The sequence below is a fragment of the Cytobacillus mangrovibacter genome (genome assembly GCF_042865275.1).
GTDB classification, from domain to species: domain Bacteria; phylum Bacillota; class Bacilli; order Bacillales; family Cytobacillaceae; genus Cytobacillus; species Cytobacillus mangrovibacter.
Window position 1 is genome coordinate 337877 of sequence record NZ_JBIACJ010000005.1, and the last position, 18101, is coordinate 355977.

Here is an 18101-nt window from a genome sequence, read left to right on the forward strand (position 1 = left end):
GACCTTGTCTAGGTCCTTTTCATTTTTCGATATAATCATTTTCATTATATTTAGGATCAGATATGATAATTTCCACACGGCGATTTTTTTGTCGGTTTTCTGGGCTATCATTCGATACAATCGGTCTAGTATCCGCATAGCCGACCGCCATAAATCGTCTGCTGTCAAGCTGATGATTTTCAATTAGATAATTAATCACACTGCTTGCTCGTGCTGCAGAAAGCTCCCAATTGGAAGGATAGCGAAAAGAACTCATTGGAATATCATCCGAATGACCTTCTACTTTCACTAGATTAGGCAGCTCCAACAAAAGTTCTCCAACCTTATTCAGGAATAAATAAGCGTCTCCGAGTAAAGTTGCTTCGCCAGGATCAAACAGAACCTGCTCTTGGAGCACAAGAACCACTCCTCGATCAGTGCGATTGGCAACAATTACATCTCCCATCCCATTTATATCTAAGAAACTTTGTATTTCAGTCAATAAATTACTTAAGGATTCTTCAGATAAGTCAAGATCACTTTTGCCGTTGTCCTCCACTGGTATATCCGTTTCTGTACCTGGTGGATTTTCAGCTGGAATAACGGAAGGATAGAAATCAAAGAATTGATCTCTTAATGATTCTGAAATGGCTTTAAATTTCATCATATCAATTTGAGACATGGAAAATAGTAAAATAAAAAAGACTAGTATTAATGTGACCAAATCAGAGAATGTGACCATCCAGCTAGGGGCACCTGGAGTATTAGATGTCGACCTTCTCTTAAGCTTCATCATCCAAAGCCCCTCCTGTATTGAAGGCTTGTATAGCTTCCCTACGTTCGTTCGAGGATAAAAAGGCACTTAATTTTTCTTCCAAAAGTTTCGGATTCTGCCCAGACTGTACCCCGATCACTCCCTCAATTATGATTTGCTTTAAGAAAACCTCTTGTTCTGTCTTCAAGGCAAGCTTGGAAGCCAATGGCAAGAAGAATAAGTTGGCAAGCAATGTGCCGTATAAGGTAGTTAAAAGGGCAAGCGCCATATTCGGGCCTAGTGTGGAAGGATCATTTAAGCTTTTTAACATGAGAACTAGACCGATTAGTGTACCAATCATCCCCCATGCAGGGGCATATTCCCCAGCTTTTTCAAGAATACTTCTTCCCTTTCTATGTCTTTCTTCCATTGCTGCAATTTCTGCATTCATAATATCGTTTATGACATCGGGTTCAATCCCATCAACAGCAAGTAATACTCCCTTTCGAATGAACGGATCCTCAACCTCTTCTACTACCACTTCTAGCGATAGCAATCCCTCGCGCCGTGCACGATCTGAAAGATGAACAAATGTTTTAATTAATCTGCTTAAATTTTGCTCATTATGAGAAAATCCATGCCTAATAACAGTGAACATCCGTCTCATATCTTTAAGTGGAAAGCTCATCAGTAACCCAGCTATAACTCCACCTAATACAATAAGCATCGAGGCAGGGTCAATAAAAGCAAGAAAACCGCTGATTCCATCATTGGTAACAATTCCGAAGATAATCATCGCAAGGCCTACAATTAATCCAATTGGCGTTAATACATCAAACCTTTTCATCCGTCTTCTCCCGATCATTTAAGAATTTTCTTTATTTAGTTGAGTTTCGCTGTTCAATCCTATGAGGTAGAATGACAATATGATCAGAGATTTCTTCTTTATTCATCAGCTTTGTAAGAAGCCTCATAGCCACGGCACCAATATCATATAAAGGCTGTACAATTGTAGTTAGCTGTGGACGAACCATTAATGTTAATCGGGTGTTATCTGAGCTTATTACCTCAAAGTCCTCAGGGATTCGGTATCCTTTATCTACAGCACCATGGATAACACCTAACGACATTTCATCAGATCCAGAGAAAATGGCTGAAGGTTTACTTTCAAGCTCAAGCAGCTTTTCAATGGATTCAATCCCAGAATCGTAAGTATAATCCCCTTCGACTACGAAATCTTCCCTGAATTTAATTCCCGCTTCAGCAAGTGCCTGTTTGTATCCGGCTAATTTTTTATCACGGTTAATCGGCTCTTGTAATGGCCCTATCACAATAGCGATTTCTTTATGTCCATTTTCAATAAAGGAATTAATCACATCAAATGTAGCTTGTTGATAATCAATATTAACCGACGGAATTTTCCCGCTTTCCTCAACAGAGCCAGCAAGCACAATCGGTACCGGAGACTTTTCAAACTCTTCCACAAGTTCTGAGGTAATATTTCCGCCCATAAAAACAATTCCATCCACTTGCTTGCCAAGCATTGTATTGAGTAAATGGAGCTCTTTATCAAGGTTTTGATCTGAATTACTTAGAATAATATTATATTTATACATTGTTGCAATATCTTCTATCCCTCGGGCAAGCTCAGCAAAAAAGGTACTTGAGATATCTGGTATGATTACACCAACTGTTGTTGTTTTTTTACTTGCCAGGCCCCTTGCAACAGCATTTGGACGATAGCCAAGCCTATCAATAACTTCTACTACTTTTTTTCGTGTGGCAGGCTTTACGTTTGGATTTCCGTTTACAACTCGTGAAACGGTTGCCATTGATACATTTGCTTCTCTTGCAACATCATATATTGTTACATTCATCACTTTCACTCCTCATTAATTTATCAGGCTCTTTCATTATCTCCCTGCTATTTTCAGCTCTTGATATCTGTTCGTTAGGCTGTTTTAAAAATATTGTATAAATTATATTTAGTTGGAAGAGGTTGATTTGCGCTTCAGGATGCTCACTTTCCGCGGGGTGGGCGCTGAGCCTCCTCGGCGCTAAAGCACCTGTGGGGTCTCAGCTGTCCCACTTCTCCCGCAGGAGTCTCGCACCTTACGCTCCAATCAACCTTTTGGGTCAACAGTTGCAATCACAAATACAACAACCTTTTAGAAAAGAGCTATAATTTATGTATAATTATGTATTTAATCATACGACAGTATTTGACATGCCGCAATGCAAAGCCTTGCTTTTTCACAAAATGATAATAAAAAACCTTCTACAAGATGCAGAAGGCTTTCCTACTATTATACTCTAACGAAAGCAGATGATTGCAGTTCTTTCATAAATTCATCAAATTGCTTTAAATCCATTTGCTGTGCATTATCCGATAATGCTACGGCTGGATCTGGGTGTACTTCAGCCATTACTCCATCCGCACCAATTGCTATTGCTGCTTTTGCCGCTGGAAGCAATAAATCTCGTCTTCCCGTTGAATGCGTTACATCAACTAATACTGGTAAGTGTGTTTCTTGCTTCAGAATCGGAACAGCTGAGATATCAAGAGTATTTCTAGTCGCACGCTCATACGTCCGAATTCCGCGCTCACAAAGGATAATTTGTCCATTTCCTTGAGCCATAATATATTCTGCAGCATTAATGAATTCCTCAATCGTTGCAGCAATGCCACGTTTCAAAAGAACTGGCTTATTTACAGCCCCTGCTGCCTTCAACAGCTCAAAGTTTTGCATATTTCTAGCACCGATTTGGATAACATCTAGATACTCAACAGCTAGTTCAATATCAGAAGGACTTACAATCTCACTTATTACAGCAAGGTCATACTCGTCTCCAATCTGCTTTAAAATCTTTAATCCTTCTAGGCCAAGCCCCTGAAAATCATATGGTGATGTTCTCGGTTTAAAGGCACCTCCACGTAGGAGTTTCAATCCCTTAGATCGTACAGCATCAGCAACAGTTGCTACTTGTTCATAAGATTCCACCGCACATGGGCCAAAGACTAAATGCGGCTTTCCATCCCCAATCATTTCCCCTTTAAGATTGATAATGGTATTTTCAGGTTTCTTTTTCCTTGAGACTAATAGCGCCTTCCGGTGATCGTCCTCCTGAAGCTCCAAACCTGCTTTGAAAATCTCTTTAAACATATGCTCAATAGTTGAGTTTTCAAATGGACCGTCATTATGCTCTTTAATTTGATCAAGCATTTTTCGCTCGCGGACAGGATCATAACGATAGACCCCCTGCGTTTCCTTTGCCTTTCCAATTTCCTGAACCAGCTTCGCTCTCTCATTAATTAATGATAATAGCTGTAAGTTTAGTTCATCCACACGATTCCGTAGTTGATCAAGTTCATTACTCATTATAATCCCTTCCCTTCCATTTAAAGTGGAGCCAGAAAAAGAATGATCGATGAATTATCTCTGATTTATCTCATTCTTCTTTATCGCCCTTATAATATGTGTTACATTTTAAATAATTAGAGTTATTATATATGAATTATCTTAGTATGTCACGAAAAATTTCTTTATTAATTAAACGCTTTTAAGCGATAAAGTGACCAATGAACTATGAAGAAGGTGTATCCTTTGCTAGAACAAAAAAAGCTATTTGCCTTAGATATTGGGACCCGTTCTGTAATTGGCATTATACTTGAAGAACAAAATGGGCACTACCAAGTCGTAGACATTCTTGTTAAAGAGCATACAGAACGGGCAATGCTTGATGGACAAATACATGATGTCCTGTCTGTTTCAAAAATTATTTCTGAAATTAAACAGCAGCTCGAAGAAAAACACGGACCCTTAAAGAAAGTATGTGTGGCGGCGGCTGGCCGAGCTTTGAAAACAGAACGTTCAAAAGTGACGATCGATATAAATGGGAAACCGCTTATCAAAAAACAAGACATCCTTCATCTCGAACTAAGTGCGGTTCAGCAGGCACAGTCCCTTGTTGCAGAAAAGCATGAATCAGAAAAAAGCCATTACTATTATTGTGTTGGCTATTCCGTTCTCTATTACCGTTTGGATGGCGAAGAGATTGGTAATTTAATTGATCAGCAGGGGGAAGAAGCATCCGTCGAAATTATTGCTACTTTTCTTCCGAAGGTTGTCGTCGAATCACTTCTATCTGCCCTTCATCGTGCAGGTCTTGAGATGGAGGCTTTAACACTCGAGCCTATTGCTGCGATTAATGTATTAATCCCTCCATCCATGCGACGTCTCAATGTTGCTCTAGTGGACATTGGAGCAGGTACATCTGATATCGCCATTACAGATCTCAGAACAGTTATTGCCTATGGAATGGTCCCCATTGCTGGCGACGAAATAACTGAAGCAATAAGTGACCAATTACTCTTAGACTTTCCACTTGCCGAAAATGCGAAAAGAGAATTATATAAGAATGATACAATAATAGTTACAGATATTCTAGGATTTGAGACTGAAGTGAATAAAGAGGAAATCGTTGCACAGATTTCTCCCGTGTTAGATAAACTCGCATCCTCAATTTGTAATGAAATCTTGGGGCTTAACAATAATAAATCTCCCAAAGCTGTCATGCTAGTGGGCGGCGGCAGCCTGACTCCAGAATTGCCAAAAAGGGTTGCTGAAAAACTTAATCTTCCCGAAAATAGAGTGGCTATTCGTGGAATTGATGCCATACGTTCATTAACCATTTCAGCCCATATTGCACAGGGGCCTGAATTGGTTACACCAATTGGAATCGCAATCGCTGCACATCATTCTCCCGTTCAATACAAAACCGTTTATGTGAATGAACAGCCTGTGCGATTGTTTGAAGTCAACAAACTCACAGTTGGAGATTGTCTGCTTGCATCAGGTATAAAAATGAACAGATTATATGGAAAGCCAGGCTTAGCTCTTATTGTAACCTTAAATGGACAAAGTGTGACAATCCCAGGTGGACATGGGGAGGCTCCCTTAATTCTGCGTAATGGAGAACCTAGTTCACTAGACAGCGAAATTGAAAATGGAGATCAGCTCCTTGTTGAAAAAGGAAAAGATGGCCATAAAGCAACGATACAAATAAACGATCTAATTGATGAAGTCCCCAAAAAAGAAGTAAAAATAAATGAAGAGAAGTATATTATCTCTGCTGCAATCACTTGCAATGGCCATATAGCCTCACCAGAGAGACTTATCGAAGATCGAGATATTATTGAATGTAAAATACCTGAAACCATTGAAGAACTGCTTCTTTCATTAGGCTTACATAAGCTGATTGCAGAATTGAGACCATTCAGAGTCAAAATAAATGAAAGAGATACTTTTATTCCATCCTTCTCTGGTAAAGTATATCGAAATGGCATGGAAAGTAAGATTCATAACAGCTATGAGCATCATGACCATATCATTATAGAGAAAAAACACAAACCAACAGTTAAAGAATTAACTCAATTGAAGCAAATAATACTTTCACAGGCCATTCCTATTTCATTTAATAACAAAAAAATCACCCTTCAAAAACCAGTTTCTTTCATAAAAAGAAAGGGAGTTCTTCTAACAGAAGAAGATACGGTCGAGGATGGAGACCAGCTATTCATTGAGCAGCGTAAATTAGAGCCCTTCCTGTTTCAAGACTTATTCGGCCATGTCGATATTGAAATGCCTGCCCAAGCAAACGGGAACTTTGTTTTACTAAGAAATGGGGAACAAGCAACCTTTCATAGTAAGCTGGAACCTGGAGATGATTTAAAAATAGTTTGGCCAGTCAAACAAAAGACATCCATTTAATGGATGTCTTTTGTTATTAAATATTTTCTTCAATTGCCTTTGTTAATGATTGGTCCGTAATCTTCCAATGGGAAGTATGCCAGACGACATCTCCATTTTTGAAAAGAATAGCTTGTGGGGACTCGTGTTTGATATGAAAGGTTTCTGCAATATGATTCGACAATGCGCGATCCTCTTGAACGACAAGATAGAATGTTTCTACATCCGCATGTTCATTGGCAAACTTTTCATACTCCTCAAAAGCTCCCTGACTAACCGGGCATGTTGAACTATGTTTAAACAGAAGAAATAGATTGCTGGATGGAACTTGTCTATCAAATGCTTCCTGTTCATTCATTCTTTCCATAGAAATTGCCTCCTTTTAGAAAATGGTGAAGTTATTTTATCACTTCACCATTTCTAAAACAATGATATTGCTTATTGGTGAACTTTCACTTCTGTTTCATCAAAAGCTCGCTTTGTTTCTTCTAATTTCTGCTGAATCTCATCAGTTGGTGCTGATAAAACAATAGATTCTGAACTGCTTTCTTCAACTTGATGATTCATTTCTTCGGTTGGCTTTATACTTTTTACCTTATTAACCAATTCCGCTCCTTGTTTAGAAACGGTTTGTGTAATGGCATTGGTCTTTTCCTTTGCTGCTGTCGCTAATTCAGTTCCCCTTGCAACGGCTGTTTCACGAATTTGTCCTGTCTTTTCTTTTAGTACAATGGCCTGTTCATTAATATCTGTTCTTAGTTCTTTCCCAGATTTAGGCGCTAGGAATAGGGCAGTTGCAGCTCCAACGATCCCACCGATTAAAGCCCCAATCAAAAAATCCTTTGTATTAATACTTTCTTCCGACTTTGACTGATATTGTTCGTTCTGGTTTCGCTCTTGACTACTCATACTCTTATTCCTCCTTTTAGTTTCTTCCTCTTTCCCTTTTTTTCTGAAGGGGTTGCTCGTCCTCCACTATATGTTCAAAGGAGTCTTGTTTTCTCTTTTTCCACTTATCCTTCATTTCGAGAAAAACTTGACTCCATTGGACGACTGAAGATATCTTTTCTTTGTTTTCCTCAAGTTGACTATTGATAGAGGATGTAATCTTTTGAATGGATCCATTGAAACCTCTAACAGTATCTCCTACATCTTTCACAGCGTATACTACACTGTTCAAGCTCTCTGATTTATGTTGTATATCCAGAGCAAGTTCATTTGTCTTATGTAGCAGGTCTGTCGTCTCTCTAGTTACACCATCTAATTGTTTCTCCAAGCCAACTAATGTTTTTGAAACACTATCCAATGTCACTTGTAAGGATTTCAATGTCTTGGACAAATAAATCACAAGAATCAAAAAGGCAATAGCAATTACCGCAATACTTAAATATAAAATAATTTGCAACAAAAAAACCTCCATTTAGCTAACTTCTTTCTTTTTTACCCTATTTAGTTCGACATAAACCTACTGTTCATTAATAGTCTTCCATACAAAAGAGCTATTTCCTTCTTTAACTTACGACATTTCTATTTACAATAATTAATTTATCATATCTGAATGGTTTAAATAAACAAAAATAAAAATTTCGGGTACAATAGTATGGTGGCATATTAATTAGTTATTCGGAGGTATTAAAATGAAAGATCCTCGAATTGAAACACTTGCAAAAAATTTAATTAACTATTCAGTCCGTCTGCAAAAAGGGGAAAAGGTTCTTATCGAGAACTTTGGACTGCAAAAAGAGCTTGTAACAGCTCTAGTTAAAGAAGCCTATGCGGCGGGAGGCTATCCTTTCGTTTCATTAAAAGATCATCAAGTCGATCGTTCTCTTCTATTAGGTGCACAAGAAGAACAATTTGACATGATGGCAGACTTTGAAGCAAATGTGATGAGCAAAATGGATGCATACATAGGTCTTCGCGCAGGAGATAACATCAATGAACAATCAGATGTGCCTGATGATAAAATGAGAATCCATGGATCAACAATCGGCAAAAAGGTTCATCGTGACATTCGTGTACCAAAAACAAAATGGGTAGTCCTTAGATACCCTACAAATTCCATGGCTCAATTAGCTAAAATGAGCACAGAAGCATTTGAAGATTTCTATTTTGAAGTATGTAATCTTGACTATGGAAAAATGGATCAAGCAATGGACAATCTTGTTGAATTAATGAACAAGACAGACAAAGTGAAAATCACTGGACCTGGAACAGACCTATCCTTCTCAATTAAAGACATTCCAGCCATTAAATGTTCAGGGCAGATGAATATTCCTGACGGTGAAGTTTATACGGCACCTGTTCGTGATTCTGTTAATGGTGTCATCACTTATAATACACCATCTCCATACCAGGGCTTTACATTCGAAAATGTAAAATTAACCTTTAAGGATGGAAAAATTGTTGAAGCTACAGCAAATGATAATGAACGAATCAATAAAATCTTTGATACGGATGAGGGTGCCCGTTATATCGGTGAATTCGCTATTGGTGTAAATCCATTTATCCAACATCCAATGCAGGATATTTTATTTGATGAAAAAATTGAAGGCAGCTTCCACTTTACACCTGGTCAAGCATATGACGATGCCTATAATGGAAACAAATCCAATATTCATTGGGATATGGTTAACATTCAGCGTCCAGATTACGGTGGCGGCGAGATTTATTTCGATGATCGCTTGATTCGCAAAGACGGCCGTTTCGTTATTCCTGAATTAGAAGCGCTAAACCCTGAGAATTTGAAGTAAAATAAAAAGGATGCAGCCAAATAGCTTGCATCCTTTTTTCATTATAGCTGCTTTTCATACGCCTTTTGAAACTTTTGGATATCCCCTGCGCCCATGAAAATAATAACAGCATTCTCATGTGTCTTTAAAATAGCTGTTTCCTCTTCTAATAGGATTTCAGAGTCAGGAATCTTCGCTTTTAGATCCTCAATTGAAAGCTTCCCATGATTTTCTCTTGCAGATCCAAAAATCTCACATAAATAAACTTTATCTGCTAAGTTTAAACTTTCACCAAACTCATCAAGAAAGGTTTGAGTTCTCGTAAAGGTATGCGGCTGAAATACGCCAATCACTTCACGTTCAGGATACTTTTGTCTTGCCGCATCAATGGTAGCTTTAATTTCTGTTGGATGATGGGCATAGTCATCAATAATGACTTGCGTTCCGATCTCTTTTTCAGAAAATCTTCTTTTTACTCCCTCAAAGGAATGAAGATATTCTTGAACGATCTGTGGATCAATTTCTTCATAATGACAAATGGCAATAACAGCCAATGAATTTAAGATGTTATGATCTCCGAATGAGCGAATTGAAAACGTTTCATAAAATGTATTTCTTACAAATACATCAAATGTCGTGCCTTCTGTTGATTTAACAATATTTCGAGCTTGGAAATCATTTTCTTCACCAAATCCATAAAAAAGCACTGGAACTTTTGCTTGAATTTTTTGTAGCTGTTCATCATCACCACATGCAAAAATACCCTTGTTCACTTGCCATGACATTTCCTGAAAAGCAGAAAATACATCGTCAATATTGGCAAAATAATCTGGGTGATCGAAATCAATATTCGTCATGATTGCATAATCAGGGAAATAGGATAAAAAATGCCGTCTATATTCACAAGCTTCAAAAACAAAATATTCTGCGTTCTCTTCCCCTTTTCCTGTACCATCTCCGATAAGGAATGAAGTTGGCTTGGCACCTTTCATGACATGTGCAAGCAAACCTGTAGTCGACGTTTTCCCATGAGCACCTGTTACAGCAATACTTGTGAAGTTTTTCATGAAGTCACCGAGGAAACGATGATAACGTACAATTGGCAAGCCAAGCTTCATTGCCTCTTGGATTTCTTCATGAGTATCCGGGAATGCATTCCCAGCAATAATTGTCATTCCGGGCTGTATATTTTCTTTTTGAAAGGGAAGGATCTTTATTCCTGATTGTTCAAGGCCAAGCTGAGTGAAAAAGTATTTATCATAATCTGAGCCCTGAACTTGATAATTCATATCATGGAGAATTTGAGCCAAGGCACTCATCCCAGACCCCTTAATACCTATGAAATGGTAAATAGTCATATAAGAACCTCCAACCATCGTATATCTGTAAAACAGTATATGACATTTATCTAGTTTTGCGCACACCCCATATTAGGACATGACTTTGAATCGATTTCTTATGCACTTTCTTCATATTCAAACATTATAACATTAATTATGAGTTATAACTATGTAATAAAAATAGTGCCTATTACATCTGATTAAGCTAGATTATAAATCTAGTCTTCATTCTAACTTGTCTGTTATTCCACTTTTTCAAGCAATGGATTGGGTCTGTAGCGTCTGCCAGCTTTGGCTGCATGCTTTCCGTTAATTAGTACATTGTCACCTGTGAATCCAATATTAATCTTTAGCAAACTGCTCCCAACGCCATATGTATCAACCGGGACACCGTTTTCTTCAAACTCTTGAATTCGAGATTCATTAAAACCGCCGCTCACAACGATTTTTACATGTGAATAGCCTTCCTCATCTAAAGCATTTCTAAGGGCGAAAACTAATTCCGCATTTACGCCACGTGGATCAAACGTACCCAGAAGATGCTGATTTCTCAAAAAGTATTGATCAATAAGTGTTCTGGAAGTATCTAAACGTACTCCTTTTAGATCCTTGCCAAACGTTCTCGCAACCTTGAGGGAGTCAGTTATTACATCATTATTGTAATCAACTAAAGCAACAAGCTCATCCTCAGGGAAAGTTTCCTGGTATGCCTTAGTAGCGGAGACAATATCTCCATTAAATAGTTGGATCAGAGCATGTGGCATGGTGCCCATTCCATGTTTCCCCCACCACTCATTCATTGCATGAGTAGCTTGTGCTGTTGCCCCGCCAATATGAGCAGCATAGCCATCTCCAGCCTGAGTGATATAATGATCATCACGGTCTCCCATGAAAATAACTTGTTTTTGTTTGCCAGAGGCACTCGCTGCCTTGACAACATTATATACATTGGTAGCGACTGAAGTCCGTCTTGATAATATCCCATCAATGACACCTTCTAGGTAACCAAACGTCTGGTACTGGCCTGTAATGGTTAATACCGTTTCAAATGGAGAAATCTTGTCGCCATCCTTTAATGAATATATTTCAAGGTCATCTGGATTATCAGCAAAAGTTTTAAGAAGGGCGATTACTTCATCAGTCCCGCATAATACCGCATGGTTTTTTTGAAAAAACTGCATGGTGACGATGTTGTCCTTCTTATATTTATTTACGATATCTCTTGTCTTCAAAAAATAAACAGCGGAAAACCATCCATCTTTAACCCGCTCATCAAATTTAAAAGTCTGGTTAGTTAAACGTTTAATTTTCCCTTGTAATTTTAATTCAATTTCCTTCATTCTAAAAGCTCCTCAATAAAAGCAAATATTTATTCTTATTATTTAAAACATGCAAGTAAAGAATACCATGGATTAAATTATTGTACTAGTACCTTGAAGCGATTCAAGATCAACCTCGGTAATAAGGACATCTCTAGGCTTGCTGCCACGTGCCTCTGAAATCATTCCTTGCTGTTCCATCATATCAATTAATCGGGCCGCACGATTATAGCCTATTTTAAACCTTCTTTGCAGGCTCGAGGTGGAAGCAGAGCCGTGATCCACAACAAACTCACAAGCTTCATAAAAAAGCTCATCTTCCTCTTCTATTGCTTGTGCCTTTTTCAGGAGGTCTTCCTTTTCAAACAAATATTCAGGCTCCCGTTCTCTCCTCACATGTGCAACGACCTCATCGATTTCATTATCAGACACATAAGTCCCTTGCAATCGAACAGGCTTGGATGAACCATTTTCCAAAAATAGCATATCCCCTCGTCCGAGTAGTTTCTCCGCTCCGCTTATATCGATAATTGTCCGTGAATCAATTTGTGATGAGACAGAAAAAGCAATTCTAGTCGGAACATTTGCCTTGATTAATCCTGTAATAACATCAACAGATGGCCTCTGAGTAGCGATAATGAGGTGAATTCCACAGGCCCTTGCCTTTTGGGCAATACGACAAATTGCCTCCTCTACGTCCGCAGGGGACATCATCATTAAATCAGCTAGCTCATCAATAATGATCACTATATATGGAAGCATGTCAGAATAGCGTTTATGTTCTTTAGCCGTCTCATTAAATCGGTTAATATCCCTAACTCCGGCATGAACGAATAGCTCATAGCGGCGTTCCATTTCCTCCACAGCCCATTTTAATGCAGCAGTCGCAGCCTTCACATCCGTAATTACCGGACTAACTAGATGGGGAATACGATTATACGGAGCTAGCTCCACCATTTTTGGATCAATAAGAATTAACTTCAATTCATCTGGATTAGCTTTGTACAAAAGACTAATAAGAATGGAATTAATACAGACACTTTTCCCTGACCCTGTTGCACCAGCAATCAAACCATGAGGCATTTTGCTCAGATCTGTTACAATCGGATTTCCTGCAATGTCTAAACCAAGCACAGCTGTCAGTGGTGAAGGGCTCTGACGAAACTCAGAACTATTAATAATTTCACTAATAAAGACAGGTCTGCTTTTCTTATTAGGTACTTCAATCCCAATTGTATGCTTACCAGGTATGGGTGCTTCAATTCTGATATCTCTTGCAGCAAGACTTAATTTAATATCATCTGAGAGGTTTGTGATTTTATTTACTTTTACACCTGGTTCAGGTTGAACTTCATATCTTGTCACTGATGGTCCTTGCGTAATATTGACTACTTTTGCATGTACATTGAAGTTCGTTAAAGTTGAGTTTAATAATTGTTCCTGTTCATTCAACCATTCCGGTGCTTCTTCCTGATTAACAGAAGGGATAAGTAAACTTCTTGATGGAAATTCATAATAGGCAATTTCATCACTTTCCTCTTCTTCTGCTACTCTATATGTTTCCGTCTTAGGGGCTGAAGGAACATGTAAAGGCTCCTCACTTTTTAGAGGCATGCGTTTCTCCACTAGCTTCTGTTTATCCTGATTAAGCATGATGACATTAAATGGGATATGTTTTCTAGATGAAGGTACTGATGCTTCTGCTTCTTCATTTTCTTCTGGTTTTTCTTCGGGTCTTTCTTCTGGCTTATCTGAACTTGGACTAAGATCTTCTTGAACATCTTCGAAAACAGCTCGTATTTCAGGCTCTTCTACTTCCTGTTTGTGCTCAACCTGCTGCTCATCAATGCTGAGTGTTTGCTCGTCTGCATAGCCAAACGGCTCCACTTCATGCCCCAATTGTATTGGAGTCACTATAACTTCTTCTCTAGCGACTTCCGAATTGTCAACTATAGGCTTGTTCTCTATTTCGGCACTTGTCTCTTCTGATAACTCATAGACAATTGGCTCTAAATCAGCTTGCTCTGTCCTTCTCATTTTTGGACGACCAAATCCATAAATCGGTGAGGGAATTTCCGTTGGTCGGAAAGGACCTTTCTTTTTAACTTCAATCCCTTCATTTCTTTTTTGTTCAAGATCATTATTCTGGGTCCTTGTCCTTGATACAGCCTTATGCTCTCTTAACCTCATTTGTGGCGGTTTCTCGCTTGTATTTGCCTGCCTATTTTTTGGCTCTCTTTTTTGTATTTCATTCTTTTCATCTGGGATTAATGGGAAACGAAATTGGCCTTTTGGATATTGATACACAATCTTTGCGTCGATATCTTTTGATGGTTCTGATTGATTCTTCATTCGGCTATATTCCGTGAACTCTTGTTTTTCCTCTAATTCATAATCATCTTCATCACTCTTAAACATTTGAAAAAGCTTTTTAATCCAACTCAATTTATACCAACTCTTTCTTTCATTTCTATCCTTCTTATTTTAGCAGTATTTCGCGAAATTTGGAGAAAAAATAGAGAATGAGTCTAAATGCCGAGGCTAAACTATCATTAATGAACAATCGTAACTATTCTGCTCTTAAGGAAAAGGACCACAAATGTGATCCTTTTTCTTAAACACAGCTGGTTATTTTTTTTGATTTTTTCCAAGGATAAAGATCGGTTCAAATGTCCCATTTTCATAGAGAAAAGATAAAGAGGTAATAGGGACGCGTCCACTAGTGAAAAAGCTCATTGTCAGCTCAGCGAGAATATCATAACCAATCTCGTTCATGATATCAGCAATAATTAATACATCCTGATGTGGTACGGCTACTGCCATTGAGCCTTCCATTTGCTGCTCCATCTTTTTAATGAAGGCTTCATTTAAAATCCTGCTAGCATCATATCCATCGTTTTTATTTAAGAAATAAAATATATTGCCTGCAACCTTGTCACTTTTCATCTCTGTAGACAATGAACGAACATTAAATAAAGCAGTTTCCTTTATTCTTTCAGGAACCCAGCCTTCTTTTTGCATTAGTTTTGTATCAATAAGACGGTAGGTTGTACCTAGATCAAGCGCATAATATATTCTTGTTTCCGCTGTATGCTCATCAAATAAAAATGATACACCTTCCTCAGATTCTGATGGAAACGAGGCTGAGCGAATAACCGGAAAAATATTCTTTTCATGCCCACTAAGCTCAATATCTCCTTCCATAGCCTGAAGTCCTTCTTCTACATAATAAACAACTTCATCGATCGCCTTATCCTTTTCTATTTCCCACTTAGCAATAATTCCCGGCAACGAAATCGTAATTCCTTTGCCTGTCTGTTTATTTTCAATCCGAAGCTCATCCTTTTTCTTATCAAAAGAAAAAATGCGATTCGAATTTGTTAAGCGCTTTTCTAGTTCTTTCTTCATCTTTATACTATCCATTTTCATACAAGTCCCTCCTTAAAGGAGCTTTTTCAATCTATATTGTACATGAAAAATCCCCCACCATAAAGGATGGGGGGTTCATCGGTGCTTAATTACTTAAGCTATCAATAAAGTTCTCAATTTCTTCTTGTGTCTTTCGGTCTTTACTGACAAAACGTCCCAGTTCTTGCCCATCCTTATACCCGATAAAGCTAGGGATGCCAAATACCTCAAGCTGTATGCATAAATCAATAAATTGATCACGATCAACATAAATAAAAGTATAGTCTTGATATTTCGCTTCCACTTCTGGAAGAATCGGATCAATTATACGGCAATCCGGACACCAATCTGCTGAAAACATAAAGATATGTTTTCCATTGTCTCTTAGTTGTTCAAATTGCTCCATTGATTCAAGTTTTTTCATTTCTATCTCCTCCTGCGCAGATATTTAACTTGCATTCGTCTTATTTTCCCCATCTACTCTGATAATAGCAAGCCTTTTACTACAGGTCTAGTGAACTGCTCCCCTTCGTACTCCTTTTAGACAATTATTTCAACTCATATTGTAATAATGGGAAATAAGTTCTATAATTAGTTAAAATTTTAATTTTTAGAATATTATTAATTCATAGTGAGGTGAATACATTTGAAAACAATTCGCAGCAAGCTTATTCTCATTTTAAGCATGACAATTGGAGGTCTCATTTTACTGCTATCCTTTAACTTTCTATTAAATATCTTACAAAAAAATATCGATGAAAAAGAGACAGCCTTACTTTCTATTGTAGATAGAAGTAAAGATATTAAATACAATCTAGCCATGACAAGAAAATATGAACAGCAATTCTTAAGATCTCCCGACAAAATAGGTGAAGAATTAGTTATTCAAAATATTTTAAGAGTGAAAACAGAGTCAGGCCAATTAAGTAAGATGCTTAATGATCAAGATCTACAAAATCAATTTACGAAAGTCATTCAAAATACGGAAGACTACATAGAGAGTTTTAATACACTTGCCAAAATGTATCAGCTTGTCGGCTACAGTGACGAGCATGGACTAAAAGGACAAATTGAAAATACATCCTATCAGATTTTAAACCTAACTAAATCCCTTAACATTCCCAGCATCAATGAACAACTCCTACTAATGATGATGTATGAAAAGAAATACCTAGCAATAAGAGATGAAGATTCTTATCAGAAATTCATTGAGTCATCAGATGCATTTAAGGGAGAATTTCAAGCAAATAGTGATATTGATGCGCGCTCCAAGGATTATCTAGTTCAAAGATTATCCGATTATCAGTCTGCTTTAGATTCCATAAATTCTTCTTTTAACCAAACGGAGGAATTTATTATTCAATTCGATGATCAAGCTCGTTCCATTGAAAGTGCTGTAGCTGAGATTGAAAAATCCGTTTTAACTAATCAGTCTATCCTGAAAAATGAACTTGAGAAACAAAACACTCTTTATACAAATAGTACTTATGCTATCAGTCTATTACTCATTATTGTTCTATCCTTTGTCGGAATCTATTTGCTAAGAAATATATCCAAATCAATTCGTTCATTAAAATCTGGTGCAGAAAAGATCGGCAACGGAAATTTAGCTTACAGAGTACCTGCCATTGCAAAGGATGAGATGGGTGCACTTGCTCATACATTTAATCAAATGGCTGAAAAGGTACAGCAAACTTTTCTTCATATTCTTGATTCTGCTAATCAACTTCAAGCTTCTTCCCAGCACCTCGCTTCTATTTCGAAAGAAACGACTGCCCAGGCCAATGAAGTCAACTTGGCTATTAAGCATATCGCGATTGGGGCAGAAGAACAGTCAACCCAGCTTGAAGCAAGCGGTACAGATATTGAACAAGTGACAAAAGCCATCCAGTATACTGAACGATTGAGTACGGAAATAGCTTCTGAAGCAGCCCTGACAGAAAAAGAAGGCCATAATGGTTTACATACGATCCAAGAACTGCAAACGATTTCTGATCAGTTTTTGCTGCTTGCAAATCATTTAACTGAGAAAGTAATTGAGGCTGCCATTCAATCAGAAAATATTTCATCCATTATTGACAAGATACAAGGGATCGCTGAAAATACTAATTTACTGGCATTAAATGCGACGATCGAGGCTGCAAGAGCTGGTGAAGCAGGAAAAGGCTTTGCAGTCGTAGCAACAGAAGTAAGAAAATTGGCTGAACGATCGAAATTAGAAGCAATGGAAATACAAACATTCGTATCCTCAATGGGACAAATGATGGAGGAATTAAAATCTGAATCTGAACACTTTAATGACTATAAACTCCGCCAGGGTGCTTCTGTCGAAATGACGAAAAGCGCCTTTGAGAATATTGTTCATCATATAAAAAGCATTCATGGAAAAATAAGTACCATTGAAGCAGCTGTAAAAAATGTCGAGTCTTCAAATGATTCATTAACAGATCGAATCCATAATGTATTTACCGTTTCACAAAGCTCTGTTGCAACATCTGAAGAGGTAGCCGCCTCAAGTGAAACTCAGCTTCATGCCATTTCAAAGGTAAATGCTGCGGCGGCTCAGCTTAGCCAAATTGCCGGTGACCTCCAGCAAGAAGTCAATCAATTTAAGCTAGATACAGCAGACACAAAAGATATTGTAAAGAACACAAAAAAGCAGCTGCGATTCATCAACTTTTTCAAGAAAAGGAATTGAGTAGGAGGGGGTGATTAACCTCCGACCTCTCACACCACCGTACATACGGTTCCGTATACGGCGGTTCAATTAAGATAATTGACGCAAGATTTTATAACGGTCTTGTAGACTTTTAAGCCCT

At 37.9% G+C, this 18101-nt stretch carries 15 protein-coding genes; 3 read left to right on the plus strand and 12 right to left on the minus strand.

All coding sequences use genetic code 11. The features are described from left to right. Positions 1 to 19: 19 nt before the first annotated feature. The 4 genes from motS to ACFYKT_RS11940 form a co-directional block, all read right to left on the minus strand. A complete protein-coding gene (motS, locus tag ACFYKT_RS11925; protein ID WP_389219718.1) occupies positions 20 to 775 on the minus strand; it encodes a flagellar motor protein MotS in 756 nt (251 codons plus the stop codon). Continuing rightward, complete coding sequence (gene motP / locus ACFYKT_RS11930) at positions 762 to 1580, minus strand: flagellar motor protein MotP (RefSeq protein WP_389219720.1); 819 nt, start codon at positions 1578 to 1580, stop codon at positions 762 to 764. Before motP ends, motS begins: the two co-directional genes overlap by 14 nt. A 31-nt stretch (positions 1581 to 1611) precedes the next feature. Further along, the gene (gene ccpA / locus ACFYKT_RS11935; RefSeq protein ID WP_389219722.1) at positions 1612 to 2610 is read right to left on the minus strand and encodes a catabolite control protein A; all 999 of its coding nucleotides are present in this window, start codon (positions 2608 to 2610) and stop codon (positions 1612 to 1614) included. A 429-nt stretch (positions 2611 to 3039) separates the two neighbouring features. After that, positions 3040 to 4113: a bifunctional 3-deoxy-7-phosphoheptulonate synthase/chorismate mutase gene (locus tag ACFYKT_RS11940; RefSeq protein WP_389219724.1), complete on the minus strand. Its 1074-nt coding sequence runs from the start codon at positions 4111 to 4113 to the stop codon at positions 3040 to 3042. A gap of 225 nt (positions 4114 to 4338) precedes the next feature. Here ACFYKT_RS11940 and ACFYKT_RS11945 point away from each other — a divergent pair, with 225 nt between their 5' ends. Further along, positions 4339 to 6504 (plus strand): cell division FtsA domain-containing protein, encoded by a 2166-nt coding sequence (locus tag ACFYKT_RS11945; RefSeq protein WP_389219726.1) that lies wholly within the window; start codon positions 4339 to 4341, stop codon positions 6502 to 6504. 16 nt (positions 6505 to 6520) lie between these two features. Here ACFYKT_RS11945 and ytxJ read toward each other — a convergent pair whose 3' ends face one another. The 3 genes from ytxJ to ACFYKT_RS11960 form a co-directional block, all read right to left on the minus strand. Continuing rightward, on the minus strand, positions 6521 to 6850 hold the full coding sequence (gene ytxJ / locus ACFYKT_RS11950) for a bacillithiol system redox-active protein YtxJ (protein ID WP_389219728.1): 330 nt from the start codon (positions 6848 to 6850) through the stop codon (positions 6521 to 6523). A 71-nt stretch (positions 6851 to 6921) separates the two neighbouring features. Further along, positions 6922 to 7392, minus strand: a complete 471-nt coding sequence (locus ACFYKT_RS11955) for a YtxH domain-containing protein (RefSeq protein ID WP_389219729.1) — start codon at positions 7390 to 7392, stop codon at positions 6922 to 6924. Positions 7393 to 7408: 16 nt separating this feature from the next. Next, on the minus strand, positions 7409 to 7888 hold the full coding sequence (locus ACFYKT_RS11960; RefSeq protein WP_389219731.1) for a DUF948 domain-containing protein: 480 nt from the start codon (positions 7886 to 7888) through the stop codon (positions 7409 to 7411). Between the two features lie 232 nt (positions 7889 to 8120). On the opposite strand from ACFYKT_RS11960, the gene ACFYKT_RS11965 reads away from it, so the two are divergent. Next, the gene (locus tag ACFYKT_RS11965; RefSeq protein WP_389219733.1) at positions 8121 to 9236 is read left to right on the plus strand and encodes an aminopeptidase; all 1116 of its coding nucleotides are present in this window, start codon (positions 8121 to 8123) and stop codon (positions 9234 to 9236) included. A 41-nt stretch (positions 9237 to 9277) separates the two neighbouring features. On the opposite strand, the gene murC is transcribed toward ACFYKT_RS11965, so the two are convergent. From murC to ACFYKT_RS11990, 5 genes are all read right to left on the minus strand, one after another. Continuing rightward, positions 9278 to 10573 (minus strand): UDP-N-acetylmuramate--L-alanine ligase, encoded by a 1296-nt coding sequence (gene murC, locus ACFYKT_RS11970; protein ID WP_389219735.1) that lies wholly within the window; start codon positions 10571 to 10573, stop codon positions 9278 to 9280. A 224-nt stretch (positions 10574 to 10797) separates the two neighbouring features. Continuing rightward, entirely contained in the window at positions 10798 to 11895 is a 1098-nt protein-coding gene (locus ACFYKT_RS11975) for a nicotinate phosphoribosyltransferase (protein WP_389219737.1), read from the minus strand. Positions 11896 to 11967: 72 nt separating this feature from the next. Then, on the minus strand, positions 11968 to 14226 hold the full coding sequence (locus ACFYKT_RS11980; RefSeq protein ID WP_449257596.1) for a DNA translocase FtsK: 2259 nt from the start codon (positions 14224 to 14226) through the stop codon (positions 11968 to 11970). Between the two features lie 276 nt (positions 14227 to 14502). Next, positions 14503 to 15303, minus strand: a complete 801-nt coding sequence (locus ACFYKT_RS11985) for a DUF1444 domain-containing protein (RefSeq protein ID WP_389219741.1) — start codon at positions 15301 to 15303, stop codon at positions 14503 to 14505. An 85-nt stretch (positions 15304 to 15388) separates the two neighbouring features. Beyond that, positions 15389 to 15706 carry a thioredoxin family protein gene (locus ACFYKT_RS11990; protein WP_389219743.1) on the minus strand — a complete coding sequence of 106 codons (318 nt, stop codon included), beginning with the start codon at positions 15704 to 15706 and terminating at the stop codon, positions 15389 to 15391. Between the two features lie 222 nt (positions 15707 to 15928). Between ACFYKT_RS11990 and ACFYKT_RS11995 the strand changes: the two genes are divergently transcribed. Continuing rightward, on the plus strand, positions 15929 to 17980 hold the full coding sequence (locus ACFYKT_RS11995) for a methyl-accepting chemotaxis protein (RefSeq protein ID WP_389219745.1): 2052 nt from the start codon (positions 15929 to 15931) through the stop codon (positions 17978 to 17980). The last annotated feature ends 121 nt before the right edge of the window (positions 17981 to 18101 follow it).

Bases quoted from the DNA above. Each gene is read 5' to 3' on its own strand.
- ACFYKT_RS11955 (WP_389219729.1), bottom strand. From the start codon at position 7,392: ATGAGTAGTCAAGAGCGAAACCAGAACGAACAATATCAGTCAAAGTCG.
- ytxJ (WP_389219728.1), bottom strand. From the start codon at position 6,850: ATGGAAAGAATGAATGAACAGGAAGCATTTGATAGACAAGTTCCATCC.
- ACFYKT_RS11990 (WP_389219743.1), bottom strand. From the start codon at position 15,706: ATGAAAAAACTTGAATCAATGGAGCAATTTGAACAACTAAGAGACAAT.
- ACFYKT_RS11940 (WP_389219724.1), bottom strand. From the start codon at position 4,113: ATGAGTAATGAACTTGATCAACTACGGAATCGTGTGGATGAACTAAAC.
- ACFYKT_RS11980 (WP_449257596.1), bottom strand. From the start codon at position 14,226: ATGAAGAATCAATCAGAACCATCAAAAGATATCGACGCAAAGATTGTG.
- motP (WP_389219720.1), bottom strand. From the start codon at position 1,580: ATGAAAAGGTTTGATGTATTAACGCCAATTGGATTAATTGTAGGCCTT.
- ccpA (WP_389219722.1), bottom strand. From the start codon at position 2,610: ATGAATGTAACAATATATGATGTTGCAAGAGAAGCAAATGTATCAATG.
- murC (WP_389219735.1), bottom strand. From the start codon at position 10,573: ATGACTATTTACCATTTCATAGGTATTAAGGGGTCTGGGATGAGTGCC.
- ACFYKT_RS11965 (WP_389219733.1), top strand. From the start codon at position 8,121: ATGAAAGATCCTCGAATTGAAACACTTGCAAAAAATTTAATTAACTAT.
- motS (WP_389219718.1), bottom strand. From the start codon at position 775: ATGATGAAGCTTAAGAGAAGGTCGACATCTAATACTCCAGGTGCCCCT.
- ACFYKT_RS11985 (WP_389219741.1), bottom strand. From the start codon at position 15,303: ATGAAAATGGATAGTATAAAGATGAAGAAAGAACTAGAAAAGCGCTTA.
- ACFYKT_RS11975 (WP_389219737.1), bottom strand. From the start codon at position 11,895: ATGAAGGAAATTGAATTAAAATTACAAGGGAAAATTAAACGTTTAACT.